At 73.4% G+C, this 13,321-nt stretch carries 11 protein-coding genes; 6 read left to right on the forward strand and 5 right to left on the reverse strand.

Annotation, left to right across the window (positions count from 1 at the left end):
• Positions 1–33 precede the first annotated feature (33 nt).
• The 3 genes from OHA37_RS31310 (at position 34) to OHA37_RS31320 (ending at position 4,601) form a co-directional block, all read left to right on the forward strand.
• Positions 34–942: a diacylglycerol kinase gene (locus OHA37_RS31310; protein ID WP_266910166.1), complete on the forward strand. Its 909-nt coding sequence runs from the start codon at positions 34–36 to the stop codon at positions 940–942.
• Between the two features lie 65 nt (positions 943–1,007).
• Positions 1,008–3,860 (forward strand): DEAD/DEAH box helicase, encoded by a 2,853-nt coding sequence (locus tag OHA37_RS31315; protein WP_266910168.1) that lies wholly within the window; start codon positions 1,008–1,010, stop codon positions 3,858–3,860.
• A gap of 90 nt (positions 3,861–3,950) precedes the next feature.
• Positions 3,951–4,601 (forward strand): TetR/AcrR family transcriptional regulator, encoded by a 651-nt coding sequence (locus OHA37_RS31320; RefSeq protein WP_266910170.1) that lies wholly within the window; start codon positions 3,951–3,953, stop codon positions 4,599–4,601.
• Here the strand turns inward: OHA37_RS31320 and OHA37_RS31325 are convergent.
• The 4 genes from OHA37_RS31325 to OHA37_RS31340 form a co-directional block, all read right to left on the reverse strand.
• Entirely contained in the window at positions 4,598–5,590 is a 993-nt protein-coding gene (locus OHA37_RS31325; RefSeq protein WP_266910172.1) for an RluA family pseudouridine synthase, read from the reverse strand. The genes OHA37_RS31320 and OHA37_RS31325 overlap by 4 nt on opposite strands.
• A 30-nt stretch (positions 5,591–5,620) precedes the next feature.
• Positions 5,621–7,165: a serine hydrolase gene (locus tag OHA37_RS31330; RefSeq protein WP_266910174.1), complete on the reverse strand. Its 1,545-nt coding sequence runs from the start codon at positions 7,163–7,165 to the stop codon at positions 5,621–5,623.
• 227 nt (positions 7,166–7,392) lie between these two features.
• A complete protein-coding gene (locus OHA37_RS31335) occupies positions 7,393–8,241 on the reverse strand; it encodes a siderophore-interacting protein (RefSeq protein ID WP_266910176.1) in 849 nt (282 codons plus the stop codon).
• A 61-nt stretch (positions 8,242–8,302) separates the two neighbouring features.
• Positions 8,303–9,208 (reverse strand): 5'-3' exonuclease, encoded by a 906-nt coding sequence (locus OHA37_RS31340; RefSeq protein WP_266913253.1) that lies wholly within the window; start codon positions 9,206–9,208, stop codon positions 8,303–8,305.
• A 186-nt stretch (positions 9,209–9,394) separates the two neighbouring features.
• Here OHA37_RS31340 and OHA37_RS31345 point away from each other — a divergent pair, with 186 nt between their 5' ends.
• Entirely contained in the window at positions 9,395–10,048 is a 654-nt protein-coding gene (locus tag OHA37_RS31345; protein ID WP_443046238.1) for a helix-turn-helix domain-containing protein, read from the forward strand.
• A 4-nt stretch (positions 10,049–10,052) separates the two neighbouring features.
• Complete coding sequence (locus OHA37_RS31350) at positions 10,053–10,772, forward strand: helical backbone metal receptor (protein ID WP_266910178.1); 720 nt, start codon at positions 10,053–10,055, stop codon at positions 10,770–10,772.
• On the opposite strand, the gene OHA37_RS31355 is transcribed toward OHA37_RS31350, so the two are convergent.
• On the reverse strand, positions 10,769–11,908 hold the full coding sequence (locus OHA37_RS31355) for a TDT family transporter (RefSeq protein ID WP_266910180.1): 1,140 nt from the start codon (positions 11,906–11,908) through the stop codon (positions 10,769–10,771). The two genes, OHA37_RS31350 and OHA37_RS31355, sit on opposite strands and share 4 nt — an antisense overlap.
• A 70-nt stretch (positions 11,909–11,978) precedes the next feature.
• On the opposite strand from OHA37_RS31355, the gene OHA37_RS31360 reads away from it, so the two are divergent.
• A complete protein-coding gene (locus OHA37_RS31360) occupies positions 11,979–12,920 on the forward strand; it encodes a LysR family transcriptional regulator (RefSeq protein WP_266910182.1) in 942 nt (313 codons plus the stop codon).
• Positions 12,921–13,321: the final 401 nt, after the last annotated feature.

Below are 13,321 nucleotides of genomic sequence, written 5' to 3' on the forward strand. Positions count from 1 at the left end.
CGCGGGTCCGCCCTGGCAGGTACATTCCCGCGGGTGAGTGCTGAGATCACCCTCTTCGTCAATCCCACCGCCGGAAGCGGCCGGGCCGCGCACGCCGCGCAGCCGGCCGCTTCCGCGCTTCGCGAGGCCGGCTTCTCGGTGCGGACCGTCGTCGGCGGCGATGCCCCCGACGCCCTGGCCCGGTTGCGCACGGCGGTGCGCGAGGGCACCGGGGCGGTGATCGCGGTCGGCGGCGACGGGATGGTCTCCCTCGCGCTGCAGGCGCTCGCCGGCACGCTGGTGCCGCTCGGGGTGGTAGCGGTGGGCACCGGGAACGATTTCGCGCGCGCGATGGGCCTGCCGGTACGGGAACCGGCGCGGGCGGGCCGGCTGGCCGCCGAGGCGCTCAAGGAGGGCCGGGTCCGCGAGATGGACCTCGGCCGGGTGAGCAGGGGCGGGGACGGCGCCGGTGACACCTGGTACGGGACCGTGCTGTGCTCCGGCTTCGACTCGCGGGTCAACGATCGGGGCAACCGGATGCGGCTGCCGGTGGGCCGGTTCAAGTACGACCTGGCGATGGCTCTGGAACTGGCCGCCTTCCGGCCCTTCCCGTACCGGATCACCCTGGACGACGGCCCGGTCCTGGAGACCGAGGCCACGCTGGTGGCCGTCGGCAACGGTTCCTCCTACGGCGGCGGCATGCGCATCTGCGCGGACGCGGTCCCCGACGACGGCCTCTTCGACGTCACCGTCGTCGGCGACTGCAGCCGCACCACCCTGCTGAAGGTGTTCCCGCGGGTCTACAAGGGCACCCACCTCGACCATCCGAAGGTCACCGTCCACCGGGCCGCGAAGGTGACCCTGGAGGCGGCCGGCATCACGGCCTACGCCGACGGCGAGCCGCTGGGCCCGCTCCCGGTGAGCGCGCGGTGCGTCCCGGCGGCCCTGCGGCTCCTGGCGTAGGACGTCCGGGCCCGCGCAAAAGATCGCGACTGTTGTCAGGGGCGGCGGGTAGGCTCGATGACAAGATGACCGAAGAACTTTCTCCCGCCGAGCGGTACGCCGCTGCCCGGATCCGCGCCGCCGAAGAGGCCTCGGCCCTGGCGCCCTTCCGCGAGATGTACGAATTCGACCTGGATCCCTACCAGATCGAGGCCTGCAAGGCATTGGAGGCCGGCAAGGGCGTCCTCGTCGCCGCCCCGACCGGCTCGGGCAAGACCATCGTCGGCGAGTTCGCCGTGCACCTGGCCCTCCAACAGGGCCGCAAGTGCTTCTACACCACGCCCATCAAGGCCCTGTCGAACCAGAAGTACGCCGACCTCGCCAAGCGCTACGGCGCCGACAAGGTAGGTCTGCTCACCGGCGACAACAGCGTCAACTCCGATGCGCCGGTGGTCGTCATGACCACCGAGGTGCTCCGCAACATGCTGTACGCGGGCTCGCGGGCGCTGGTCGGTCTGGGCTACGTGGTGATGGACGAGGTGCACTACCTCTCCGACCGGTTCCGCGGAGCCGTGTGGGAGGAAGTGATCATCCACCTCCCCGAGTCGGTGACCCTGGTCTCGCTCTCCGCCACCGTCTCCAACGCCGAGGAGTTCGGCGACTGGCTGGACACCGTGCGCGGCGACACCCAGGTGATCGTCTCCGAGGAACGGCCCGTACCGCTGTGGCAGCACGTCATGGCCGGCCGGCGGATCTACGACCTCTTCGAGGAGGGGTCCGACCACGGCGGCCGCGGCTCCGCGCGCCGCGAGGTCAACCCCGATCTGCTGCGGATGGCGCGCGAGGAGAACAGCAGCCGGTACACCCCGAAGGACCGGCGGCGCGGAAAGATGGTCCGCGAGGCCGACCGCGAGCGCGAGCGGCGCTCCCGCGGCCGGATCTGGACCCCCTCGCGCCCCGAGGTCATCGCCCGGCTGGACGGCGACGGGCTGCTGCCCGCCATCAACTTCATCTTCAGCCGGGCCGGCTGCGAGGCCGCCGTCCAGCAGTGCCTGTACGCGGGGCTGCGGCTCAACGACGACACCGCGCGCCTGAAGGTGCGCGAGATCGTCGAGGAGCGGACCGCCTCCATCCCCACCGAGGACCTGCACGTCCTGGGGTACTACGAATGGCTCGAAGGCCTGGAGCGGGGCATCGCCGCGCACCACGCGGGCATGCTGCCCACCTTCAAGGAGGTCGTCGAGGAGCTGTTCGTACGGGGGTTGGTGAAGGCGGTCTTCGCCACCGAGACCCTGGCGCTGGGCATCAACATGCCGGCGCGCACGGTCATCCTGGAAAAGCTCGTCAAGTGGAACGGCGAACAGCACGCCGACATCACCCCCGGCGAGTACACGCAGCTCACGGGGCGGGCCGGGCGGCGCGGCATCGACGTCGAGGGCCACGCGGTGGTGCTGTGGCAGCGGGGCATGGACCCGGCGGGCCTGGCCGGGCTCGCGGGTACCCGTACGTATCCGCTGCGCTCCAGCTTCAAGCCCTCGTACAACATGGCCGTCAATCTGGTCCAGCAGTTCGGGCGGCACCGCTCGCGCGAGCTGCTGGAGACCTCCTTCGCGCAGTTCCAGGCCGACCGCTCGGTCGTCGGGATCTCCCGGCAGGTGCAGCGCAACGAGGAGGGCCTGGACGGCTACCGGGAGGGCATGACCTGCCACCTCGGTGATTTCGAGGAGTACGCGCGGCTGCGCCGCGACCTCAAGGACCGCGAGAACGACCTGGCCAAGCAGGGCGCCGCCCAGCGGCGGGCGCAGGCGGCCGCGTCGCTGGAGAAGCTCAAGCCGGGCGACATCATCCACGTGCCGACGGGCAAGTTCGCGGGGCTCGCCCTGGTGCTGGACCCGGGGGTGCCGGCCGGGCGGTCCAACGGGCACCGCGGGCACGAGTACACCGAGGGTCCGCGCCCGCTGGTGCTCACCGCGGAGCGGCAGGTCAAGCGGCTCGCCGGGATCGACTTCCCGGTGCCGGTGGAGCCCCTCGACCGGATGCGGATCCCCAAGACCTTCAACGCCCGCTCGCCGCAGTCCCGTCGGGATCTGGCCTCGCAACTGCGGACCAAGGCCGGCGACTTCAGGCCCGGCCGGGCACCCCGAGGCCGGGCGGCCGCGGCCGACGACCGGGAGATCACGCGGCTGCGCACCGCGCTGCGGGCACATCCGTGCCACGGCTGCGACGAGCGCGAGGACCACGCCCGCTGGGCGGAGCGCTACCACCGGCTCCAGCGGGACACACGGCAGCTGGAGCAGCGCATCGAGGGCCGGACGAACACCATCGCCCGCACCTTCGACCGGATCCACGCGCTGCTGACGGACCTGGACTACCTGCGCGAGGACGAGGTGACCCCGCACGGGCGCCGGCTCGCCCGGCTCTACGGAGAGCTCGACCTGCTGGCGTCGGAATGCCTGCGGGCCGGCATCTGGGAGGGGCTGAGCCCGGCCGAACTGGCCGCCTGCGTCTCGGCGCTGGTCTTCGAGGCACGGCAGTCCGACGACGCGGTCGCGCCGAAGGTGCCGGGCGGCGCGGCGAAGGCCGCGCTCGGCGAGATGGTCCACATCTGGGGCCGGCTCGACGCGCTGGAGGAGGAGCACGGCATCAACCAGGCGGAGGGCGTGGGCCAGCGCGAGCCGGACCTCGGCTTCGCGTGGGCGGTGTACCAGTGGGCCTCCGACAAGAGCCTGGACGAGGTGCTGCGCGAGGCGGAGATGCCGGCCGGTGACTTCGTGCGCTGGTGCAAGCAGGTCATCGACGTGCTGGGGCAGGTGGCCGCCGCGGCGCCTTCGTCTTCTGCGCCGCCTTCCTCGGAAGGCGGGAGCACGGTGGCCCGCAACGCCCGCAAGGCGGTGGACGCGCTGCTGCGCGGTGTGGTGGCCTACAGCTCGGTGGGCTAACCGGATTTGGATGTTCCTCCATAAGTGGTCATGGCCGGATCTCATCTCTTGCCATGATCACTTCGGCATGTCCTGTGGGAAAATCGGGCCATGACTGGTGGAACGGACGATGGGCCGAGACGGGTCGGTCGGCCGCGCGCCGATCAGCTGAGACCGGCGAGCGGGAGGCCGCCGCGCGAGGAACTCCTCTACGCGGCGGCCGAGTTGTTCACGGTGAAGGGGTATGCGGCCACCACCACGCGGGCGGTGGCCGAACGGGCCGGAATGCGCCAGGCCACGATGTACCACTACTTCGGCGGCAAGGAGGAACTCCTCGCCGAACTCCTGGAGTCCACGGTCGCGCCCTCCCTGGAGCTGGCCCGCCGGCTGGCCCGGGAAGCGGACCGGCCCGCCGGCCGCCGGCTCTGGGAGCTGTGCCGCTCGGACGTGATGCTGCTGTGCGGGGGGCCGTACAACCTGGGCGCGCTCTACCTGTTGCCCGAGGTCTCCGGTGCCCGCTTCGCGCGCTTCCGCCGGATGCGCCAGGAACTCAAGGACATCTACCGGGAGTTGCTCGACGGGACTGGCGCCGGAGTCGAACTCGCCGGTGACCGGGCCGGGTTGGTGCTCCGCAACGACATCGTCTTCGGTCTCATCGAAGGCGTGATGCTGATCCACCGCTCCGATCCGGCGCGCCCGGTGGCCGCCTTCGCGGAGGCCACCGCCGACGCGGCGCTGCGGATCGCGGACGTCGCCCGCTAGGGCCCGTCGGGGTCTTCGGTGCCCAGGTCCCCGGATCCCTCTTCCCAGCCGGGACGGTCCTCCCAGGCCCGCAGGGTGCGCCCGCTCTCGATGCGGTGCGCGATCCCGGTGGCCGGATCGGTGAACTCCAGGGTGCGGGCCAGCAGCTGGAGCGGACGCCGGTAGTCGTCGGGCGCCGGATCGCGGACCACCGGGTAGACCGGGTCGCCCAGGATCGGCAGGCCCAGGCTGTTCATGTGGACCCGCAGCTGGTGGGTGCGCCCGGTGTGCGGGGTCAGCCGGTAGCGCCCGGTGTCCCCCCGGACCGCGAGGAGTTCGGCCAGGGTCTCGGCGTTGGGCTCGGCGCCCGCGACCTCCGTCGCCGCCATCACCCCGCGCACCTTCTCGATGTGGCTGCGCAGGGTCCGGGGGAACTCCACCGCCGGGTCGTGGGGCGCGAGCGCCTCGTACTCCTTGCGGATCCGCCGCTCCTGGAACATCAGCTGGTACGCGCCCCGGTCCTCGGGCCGGATGCTGAACAGCACGAGCCCGGCGGTCATCCGGTCCAGCCGGTGCGCGGGGCTCAGGGCGGGCAGGCCGAGCTCCACCCGGAGCCGGGCCAGGGCCGTCTGGAAGACGTGGCTGCCGCGCGGGGTGGTGGCCAGGAAGTGCGGCTTGTCGGCCACCAGCAGGTGCTCGTCGCGGTAGACGACCCCGATGGGGAAGGGCACCACCGGCTCGGGCGGCATGTCCCGGTGGAACCACAGGAAGCCGCCGGGCTCGTACTGGTCCTGCGGCCGCAGCACCCGGCCGCCGGCGCCCAGCACCCGGCCGTCCCGCAGCAGGCGGGCCATGGACTCGGAGCCGCGCGTGCCCTCGTAACGTGCAGTGAGGTAGGAGCCGAGGTCAGGCCAGGTCCCGTCCGGGTCGGGGGGCAGCCGCATGCGGACCGGGTCGATGCCGGAGATCTGGGGCAGGGGCGCGTCGGGGATGTGGGATCTGCGCTTCACCGGGTACAGGCTATGCGGCCGGGGCCCGTCCTAGCCGCCGGTGAAGGTTCCCAGGTGGTCGGCGTCCAGGTACTCGATGCGGACCGTGCGGTCGGCAGGGGAGAAGAACACCCCGGTGCGGCCGACCGAGCTCTCCCCGGCGGTCTCGTAGCTGAAGGTGTCCCCGTCGTAGTGGGTGAGGGGGAAGACCATCGGCCCCGGGCCCAGGGACAGGGTCAGCTTGCCCTCGCTCGTGGCGGCGACGGTGGCCTTGCCGTAGTAGGGGTTGTCGTAGGTGCCGGTGTACGCGGAGTCCTCCTGGGCCGGCTTCGCCCCGGTGGGCGGGCGGGCGTAGTCGGTGGGGGAGCGGCCCTCCGCGTTGATCTGGGCGTAGAGGGCGCCCGTCAGGGCCAGCCAGTCGGTGGTGGCCTTCCCGTGTTCGGCGGTGTCGAAGAAGTCGGCGGCGACCGCGTCGGGGAGGCCGACGGGGGCGCCGTTGGTGAGGACGACGATGCCGAGCTTCTCCAGCGGGAGCATGCTCACGCTGGTGTTGGCGCCGAGGTCGAAGGCCCCGGAGTGGCTCAGGCGCAGGCGGCCCGCGTCGTCGTAGCCGACGTTCCAGCCCAGCCCGTAGAAGCCGGTGCGGCCGGTGGGGGAGGCGGGCGGCTGCGACACGATCTCGGGGAGATGGGTGCGGGCCAGGGTGTCGGCGGGGATGATCCGCTTGCCGTCGAGGGTGCCGCCGGAGAGCTGGAGCCGCAGCCAGCGGGACATGTCGCGGGCGGTGCTGCTCACTCCGCCGGCCGGGGCCTGGGCGTCGGGATCGCGGACGTAGCGCGGGCTCCAGGTGCCGGCCCCCTTCTGACCGGTGGTCCTGACGTGCGTGGCGGCGTGGTCGGGGGCGTCGACGAAGGCCTTGAACTCGGTGCTGGTGTGCGTCATGCCGGCGGGCCTGAAGAGGGTGTCGGCGCTGAGCTTTTGCCAAGTGGCGCCGTGGGAGCGGGCGATCGCCTCGGAGGCGGCGGTGAACCCGTAGTTGGTGTAGGCGTAGCTCGCGCGGAAGGGGGTCAGGGGCGCCAGGCGCAGGTGGTCGAGGATGTACGCCTGGTCGTAGCCGAGGTCTTCGAGGAGGTCGCCGGCGTGGTCGGGCAGGCCGCTGCGGTGGGAGAGCAGGTCGGCGGTGGTGACGTGGGAGGTCACCCACGGGTCCTTGAGCGCGAAGCCGGGCAGCTCCGTGCGCCGGTCGAAGTCGGCGGGGGCCTTGAGGACCCCGGCGGCGACGGTGGAGGAGATCGGCTTGGAGAGCGAGGCGACCTGGAAGATGGTGTCCGGGTTCACCGTGGCCGGGTCGCCGACGCGGCGCAGGCCGAAGCCCTTGAGGTAGACCACCTCGTCGTCGTGGACGACGGCGACGGAGAGGCCCGGGACGCCGGTGCGGCGCATCATCTCGGCGACCGTCGCGTCGAGGCTCCGCACCGCCGTGTCGACCTGGGCGTCGGTGAGCCGGGCGGTGGGCGCGGGAGGTGGGGTCGGGGCGGTGGCCGTGAGCAGGAGGGCGGCGGCTCCGACTGCCGTGAATGCGCGACGCGTACGCATGGGGCCATTGTCCGGCCGAACGGGTGATCCCGCCTTTCGGAGCGCCGCCGTCGGCCGTCCGCCGGCCCGCATGGGCCGGCGCGGCGCGGCGGGTGCCCTGCGGGGCCGGGTCCCCTACCCGCCCTTCCGCCGTTCCCCGGGCTCCGCCCGGACCCGCGCCTCGAACGCCGGCGGGGCTGACGTGGCTGAGGTCGGGCCGGCCCCCCGGACGTGCCGGGGGCCGTGCGTCAGGACGCGGCGCCGGCCAGGGGGCGTTCCTGCTCGGCTTCGACTTCCGCGTTCCAGTCCCGCTTGATCGCGCGCCAGCCCTCGTCGGTCTGGCCCAGGCGCCAGTAGCCGGAGATGGACAGGCGCTCGCGCGGGATGCCGCGGTCGATGCGCAGGTGGTGGCGGAGGGATCTGACGAAGCCGGCTTCGCCGTGCACGAACGCGTGTACGTCGGGGGAGGGGAAGGCCAGGGCCTGGACGGCCTCGGTCAGCGCCTCGCCGATGGGGCGGGAGCCGCGGTGGACCCAGACCGGGACGATGCCGTCGGGGGTGGCGATCTTCAGCTCGTCCTCCGGGCCCTGGACCTCCACGAGCGCGTGGACCCGCGCTCCGACGGGCATCCGCTCCATCGCCGCGCCGATCGCCGGCAGGGCGCTCTCGTCGCCGACCAGCAGGTGCCAGCCGGCGGTCGGGTCCGGGGCGTAGGCCCCGCCCGGGCCGAGGAAGCGTACGAGTTCACCCGGCTGGACGCGGGCCGCCCAGGGGCCGGCCAGTCCCTCGTCGCCGTGGACCACGAAGTCGAGGGTCAGCTCCAGGTGGACCGGGTCCCAGGTGCGCACCGTGTACGCACGCTGGCGCGGCCATTCCTCGCGGGGGTGGGCCGCCCGGATCCGGTCCAGGTCCCAGGGGGTGGTGTACGTGACCCCGGCCGGCGCGAAGAGCAGTTTCACGTAGTGGTCGGTGTACTGGCCCGCACCGAATCCGGCCAGCCCCGCACCGCCCAGCACGATCCGCACCATGTGCGGACTCAGCCGCTCGGTCCGCACGACGACTGCGGTGCCGACCTTGCGGGCGCGTCCTTCTGCCACGACGTCTCCCTGACTCTCCGACCCTGACTCCGTTAAGCTTAGGATTACCTAAGTTAGCACCTCAGGGGCGGAGTGCGCTGCACAGACGATCAACTGCTCCACTCAGGCCCCACCGGTGCGCGAGCGCCGCGACCAGATCCGGCTGCGCGGGAACGGCCGGGAGAGCCGGGTCGAACGGCGGAAGCGGAACGTCCGAGGCGACCTGGACCACCGTCGGGGCAACCGCCAGATACGGCCGTGATTCGTCCAGGCGCTTGCGCTGGGTGGGGGTCAGCTTCGACTTCGGGTCCTCGATGGCCGCGATGATCCCGGCCAGGTCCCCGTAGGCGTCCAGCAGCTTCGCCGCCGTCTTCTCGCCGATGCCGGGGACGCCCGGCAGGCCGTCGCTCGGGTCCCCGCGCAGCAGCGCCAGGTCCGCGTAGCCGGGGCCGTCCACCCCGTACTTCTCGCGGAGCCAGGCCTCGTCGGTGATCTGGAGGGTGCCCACGCCCTTCAGCGGGTACAGCACGCGGCGCTGCTTCGCGTCGTCGACCAGCTGGTAGAGGTCCCGGTCGCCCGTGACGATGTCCACGGGGCCGGTGGCGCGGCCGGTCAGGGTGCCGATCACGTCGTCGGCCTCGTAGCCGGCGACCCCCACCCGGGCGATGCCGAAGGCGTCCAGGGCCGCCTCGATGATCGGGACCTGCGGGGCCAGGGTGTCCGGGGTCTCCTCGACGTCCGGGCCGCTTTCCGTCTCCTGGGCGACCCGGTGGGCCTTGTAGGAGGGGATCAGCTCCACCCGCCAGTGGGGCCGCCAGTCGGCGTCCATGCAGGCGACCAGGTCGTCGGGCCGGTGGTCCTGCACGAGGCGGCCGATGAAGTCGAGCAGGCCGCGGACGGCGTTGACCGGAGTGCCGTCGGGGGCCTTCACGGAGTCCGGCACGCCGAAGTACGCGCGGTAGTAGAGGGAAGCGGTGTCCAGGAGCATCAGGCGTCGTGTCGTCGTCACGGTCACGATGATGCACCGAAGGAAAACGGAAAGTGGCGCAGGGACGGCCTCCTCCGCACTTGAGCGCGAAACCGGAGCCGGTTGCTGCGTAAGGTGCTTACAGCACACCGATGCGCGTTGTGCGATGGACCGGACCACCCGGAACAAGGGGAGGGCAGCCCCGCCATGGACGACAGGGACGGCACCGACGGCAAGAACGGCACCAGCGCGACGACCGGCGCGGACGACAAGGAGCGGGACCGGGACAAGGACTCCAAGGAACCGCTCCGGGTGGGCGTGGCCGTGCGCAAGAGACGCCGGGCCCTGCACCTCACCCTCGCCGCCGTGTCCGCGCGCAGCGGACTGTCGGTTCCCTTCCTGAGCCAGATAGAGAACGAGCGGGCCAGGCCCAGCATGCGGTCCCTCGAACGGGTCGCCGACGCGCTGGAGACCACGGCCGTCGATCTGCTGGCCGCCTCCGACACCGCGCGCACCGTGGACCTCGTACGGGCCGGAGACGAGTCCGCGCTGACCCCCGTGCCCGGCGTACGGCCCCTCGTGCGCGGGCACCACCAGTTGCACGCCCTGGAGTTCACCGGGGACCAGGCCGCGGGCCGTGAGTACCAGCACCGCAACGACGAGCTGATGTACGTGGTCTCGGGCGCCTGCCAGGTGGAGGCCGAGGGGCGGGCGTACCGGCTGGAGAACGGCGACGCGCTGTTCCTGTCCGGCGGGGTGCGCCACCGCTGGCGGGCCGTCACCGAGGACACGCGCATCCTGATCGTCGCGGTCGGCGAGCACATCCACGCGACCTCCGAGCCGCCCTCGCCGGGACACTGAGCGGATGCGGGTCGTTTCGCTGGTGCCGTCCCTGACCGAGGCGGTGGCCGTGAGCGCGCCCGGGGCGCTGGCCGGGGTGACCGACTGGTGCACGCACCCGGCCGCGCTGGGGGACGCGGCGCGCATCGGGGGGACGAAGAACCCCGACGTACGGGCGATCGCGGAGCTGCGCCCGGATCTGGTCCTCGCCAACGAGGAGGAGAACCGGGCCGCGGACCTGGCGGCGCTGCGGGAGGCCGGGCTGGAGGTCCTGGTCACCGAGGTACGGGACCTGCCGCAGGCGTTCGCCGAGCTGGACCGGGTGCTGGTGGGGGCCATGGGGCTGGAGCGGCCCCGGTGGCTTTCGGAAGCGGAGGCCGCGTGGGCCCGCGTGGAGCCCGCCGGGCAGCTGCGGACGGCCTTCGTGCCCGTCTGGCGCCGGCCCTGGATGGTGCTGGGCCGCGACACCTTCGCGGGGGACCTGCTGGCTCGCCTCGGCGTGCGCAACGCCTACGCGGGGCACGCGGAGCGGTACCCGAGGATCCCGGCCGCCGAGCTGGCCGCCGCGGGCTGCGAGCTCGTGGTGTTCCCGGACGAGCCGTACCGCTTCACCCCCGGGGACGGGCCCGAGGCCTTCCCCGGCATCCCCGCCGCGTTCGTCGACGGCCGCCATCTGACCTGGTACGGGCCCTCGCTGGCCGGGGCCCCTGAGGTGCTGGGGGCTGCCCTGCGGGCGTCGCTCTAGCGGGGCGCGGCCAGGAGGCGGCCGGTGGCGAGGCCGCGCAGGGTGTTCGCCGCGGCCAGGAGCCAGGCGGTCAGCAGGGCCAGGAAGAGGGCCGCGGCCAGCCAGGAGAAGGCGGTGAGACCGGTGTGCCGGGCCAGTCCGGCGGCGCCGGTGACACAGGTGCCGACGGGGAAGGTCAGCGCCCACCAGGTCATGGCGAACCCCATGCCGTCGCGGGCGGCCCGCAGCAGCATCGCCGCGGCCAGCGCCAGCCAGAGCAGGGCGAATCCCATCACGGGGACCCCGTAGACGACCGCGAAGGCGGAGAAGGCGCCGGAGTAGGGGCCGGGCATCGACTGGGGAGCCATGTCCGCGAGGGAGTTCACCGCGGTGGTGGACTGGCCGAGGGGGCCCAAGACCAGGAACAGGGTCGGGGTCAGGGCCAGGGGGAGGGGGCCGCTGAAGATCAGCCGGCCGAAGATCAGGGGGAGCAGCAGCAGGGTGGCCAGCAGGCTGAGGCCGAACATCGCGTAGCAGCCGAGCAGCATGGCCTCGCGGGCCTGGCCGGCGGGGAGGTGGGGGATGAGCAGGGGGCCCAGCGCGGCGGAGACCATGGGGGCGACCACGGGGAGCAGCCAGACGGGGGTGGCCTGGTGGGCCTCCACCTTGTGGCGGACCACCATCAGGTAGGGGACGGCCACGGCCGCGAGCAGGCCTATCGCGGTGCCGGCGGTGAACAGGACCGTGTCCACGGCCACGGCGGCGGGGACGCCGATGAGGTCCTTGCCGACGATGAGCGCGCCGCCGCCGACGGCCAGCAGGGCCATCGAGAGGCACCCGTAGAAGGGGGCCACGGCGGGGTCCAGGAGATGGGTGCGGGCCTGGTCGCGGTGGTGGATCCAGTGGCCGGCCCGGGCGGTCAGCAAGGCCGCGAGGGCGGTGGCGGCCAGCACCCAGAAGATCTGGCAGACCACGCGCTGGCCGGGGAGCTGGTACGGGAGGGTCGCGCCGGCATTGGCGATGATCGCCGTGCCCATGACGGAGGCGTACCAGTTGGGGCCGAGGTGCCGAAGGGAGGGAGCCTTGTGGGCTGCGGCCTTGAGGGCTCCGCTGGTCCCGGAGGTGGTGGGACGGGGGCGTACGAGGGTGGTGGCCATGGATCCAGCGTCCCGCCGGGCGGGGCCGGACGGCAGAGGGTCTCTTCCTATGAGGGCATAAAGTGAAGTTATGGGTAATGGGCACGGTAATGAGGAGTGGGTCGAGGGGCAGCTTCCGCTGGCGCACCGGGTCCCCGACCTGGGGGCCATGGAACTGCTGCTCGCGGTCGCGCGCGTGGGCAGTCTCAGCGCCGCCGCGCGGCGGCTCGGGATCACCCAGCCCGCCGCCAGCAGCCGGATCCGGGCGATGGAGACCCGGCTCGGGGTCGCGCTCGTGGACCGCTCCCCGCGCGGCTCGACGCTGACCGCCGAGGGCGCTCTGGTCACGGACTGGGCCCGGCGGGTGGTGGAGGCGGCCGAGGCCTTCGACGCGGGCGCGCAGGCGCTGCGGGGCCGCCGCGACTCCCGGCTGCGGGTCGCGGCCAGCATGACCATCGCGGAGTACCTGCTGCCCGGCTGGCTGATCGCGCTGCGCGGGCAGCGGCCGGACACGGCGGTGTCGCTGCACGCGGGGAACTCGGCGGTGGTGGCGGAGCGGGTGCTGGCGCACGAGGCGGACCTCGGGTTCGTGGAGGGGCTGAGCGTGCCCGAGGGACTGGACTCGGTGGTCATCGCGCAGGACCGCCTCGTGGTGGCGGTGGCCCCCGGGCACCCCTGGGCCCGGCGCTCGCGCGGGGTGGAACCGGCGGAGCTGGCGGCGACCCCGCTGATCCTGCGGGAGCGGGGGTCGGGGACCCGGCAGGTCCTGGACGCGGCGCTGGCCGGATGCGGGGGGCTGGCGGAGCCGCTGCTGGAACTGGCCTCCACCACCGCGGTGAAGGCGGCGGCGGTCAGCGGGGCCGGGCCGTGCGTGCTGTCGGAACTGGCGGTCGGGGACGAGCTGGCGGGGCGGCGGCTGGTGTGCGTGCCGGTGCTCGGGGCGGGGCTGGAGCGGGAGCTCCGGGCGGTGTGGCCCGCGGGGGCGAGGCCGGCGGGGCCCGCGCGGGATCTGCTCTCGCTGACCCGGCGCTGACCCTGGGCGGGGGCGGGGGGCTGGCGCGGTGCCGGTCTCGTGGACCCGGCGTTGACCCTGGGCGGGGGCGGGGGGCTGGCGCGGTGCCGGTCTCGTGGACCCGGCGTTGACCCCGGGCGGGGGGCTGGCGCGGTGCCGGTCTCGTGGACCCGGCGTTGACCCCGGGCGGGGGGCGGGGGGCTTCGGCGGTGCCGGCCTCGTGGACCCGGCGCTGCCGCGCGCGGACCAGGTGTTCGCCCGGCGCGGGCCTGGTGCCGATCCCGTCTGGACGCGGGGATGGCCCGGCGCTGACGCTGCACCCACGGGGTCCGGGGCAGGGCCCCGGGGAACGGTGGAAGGGCGGGTAGGGGACTTCGCCCCTCCCACGGCCGCCCCCGCCCCGTACTCGGGGGCCGGCCGTG

It is taken from the genome of Streptomyces sp. NBC_00335 (assembly GCF_036127095.1).
Taxonomy (GTDB): domain Bacteria; phylum Actinomycetota; class Actinomycetes; order Streptomycetales; family Streptomycetaceae; genus Streptomyces.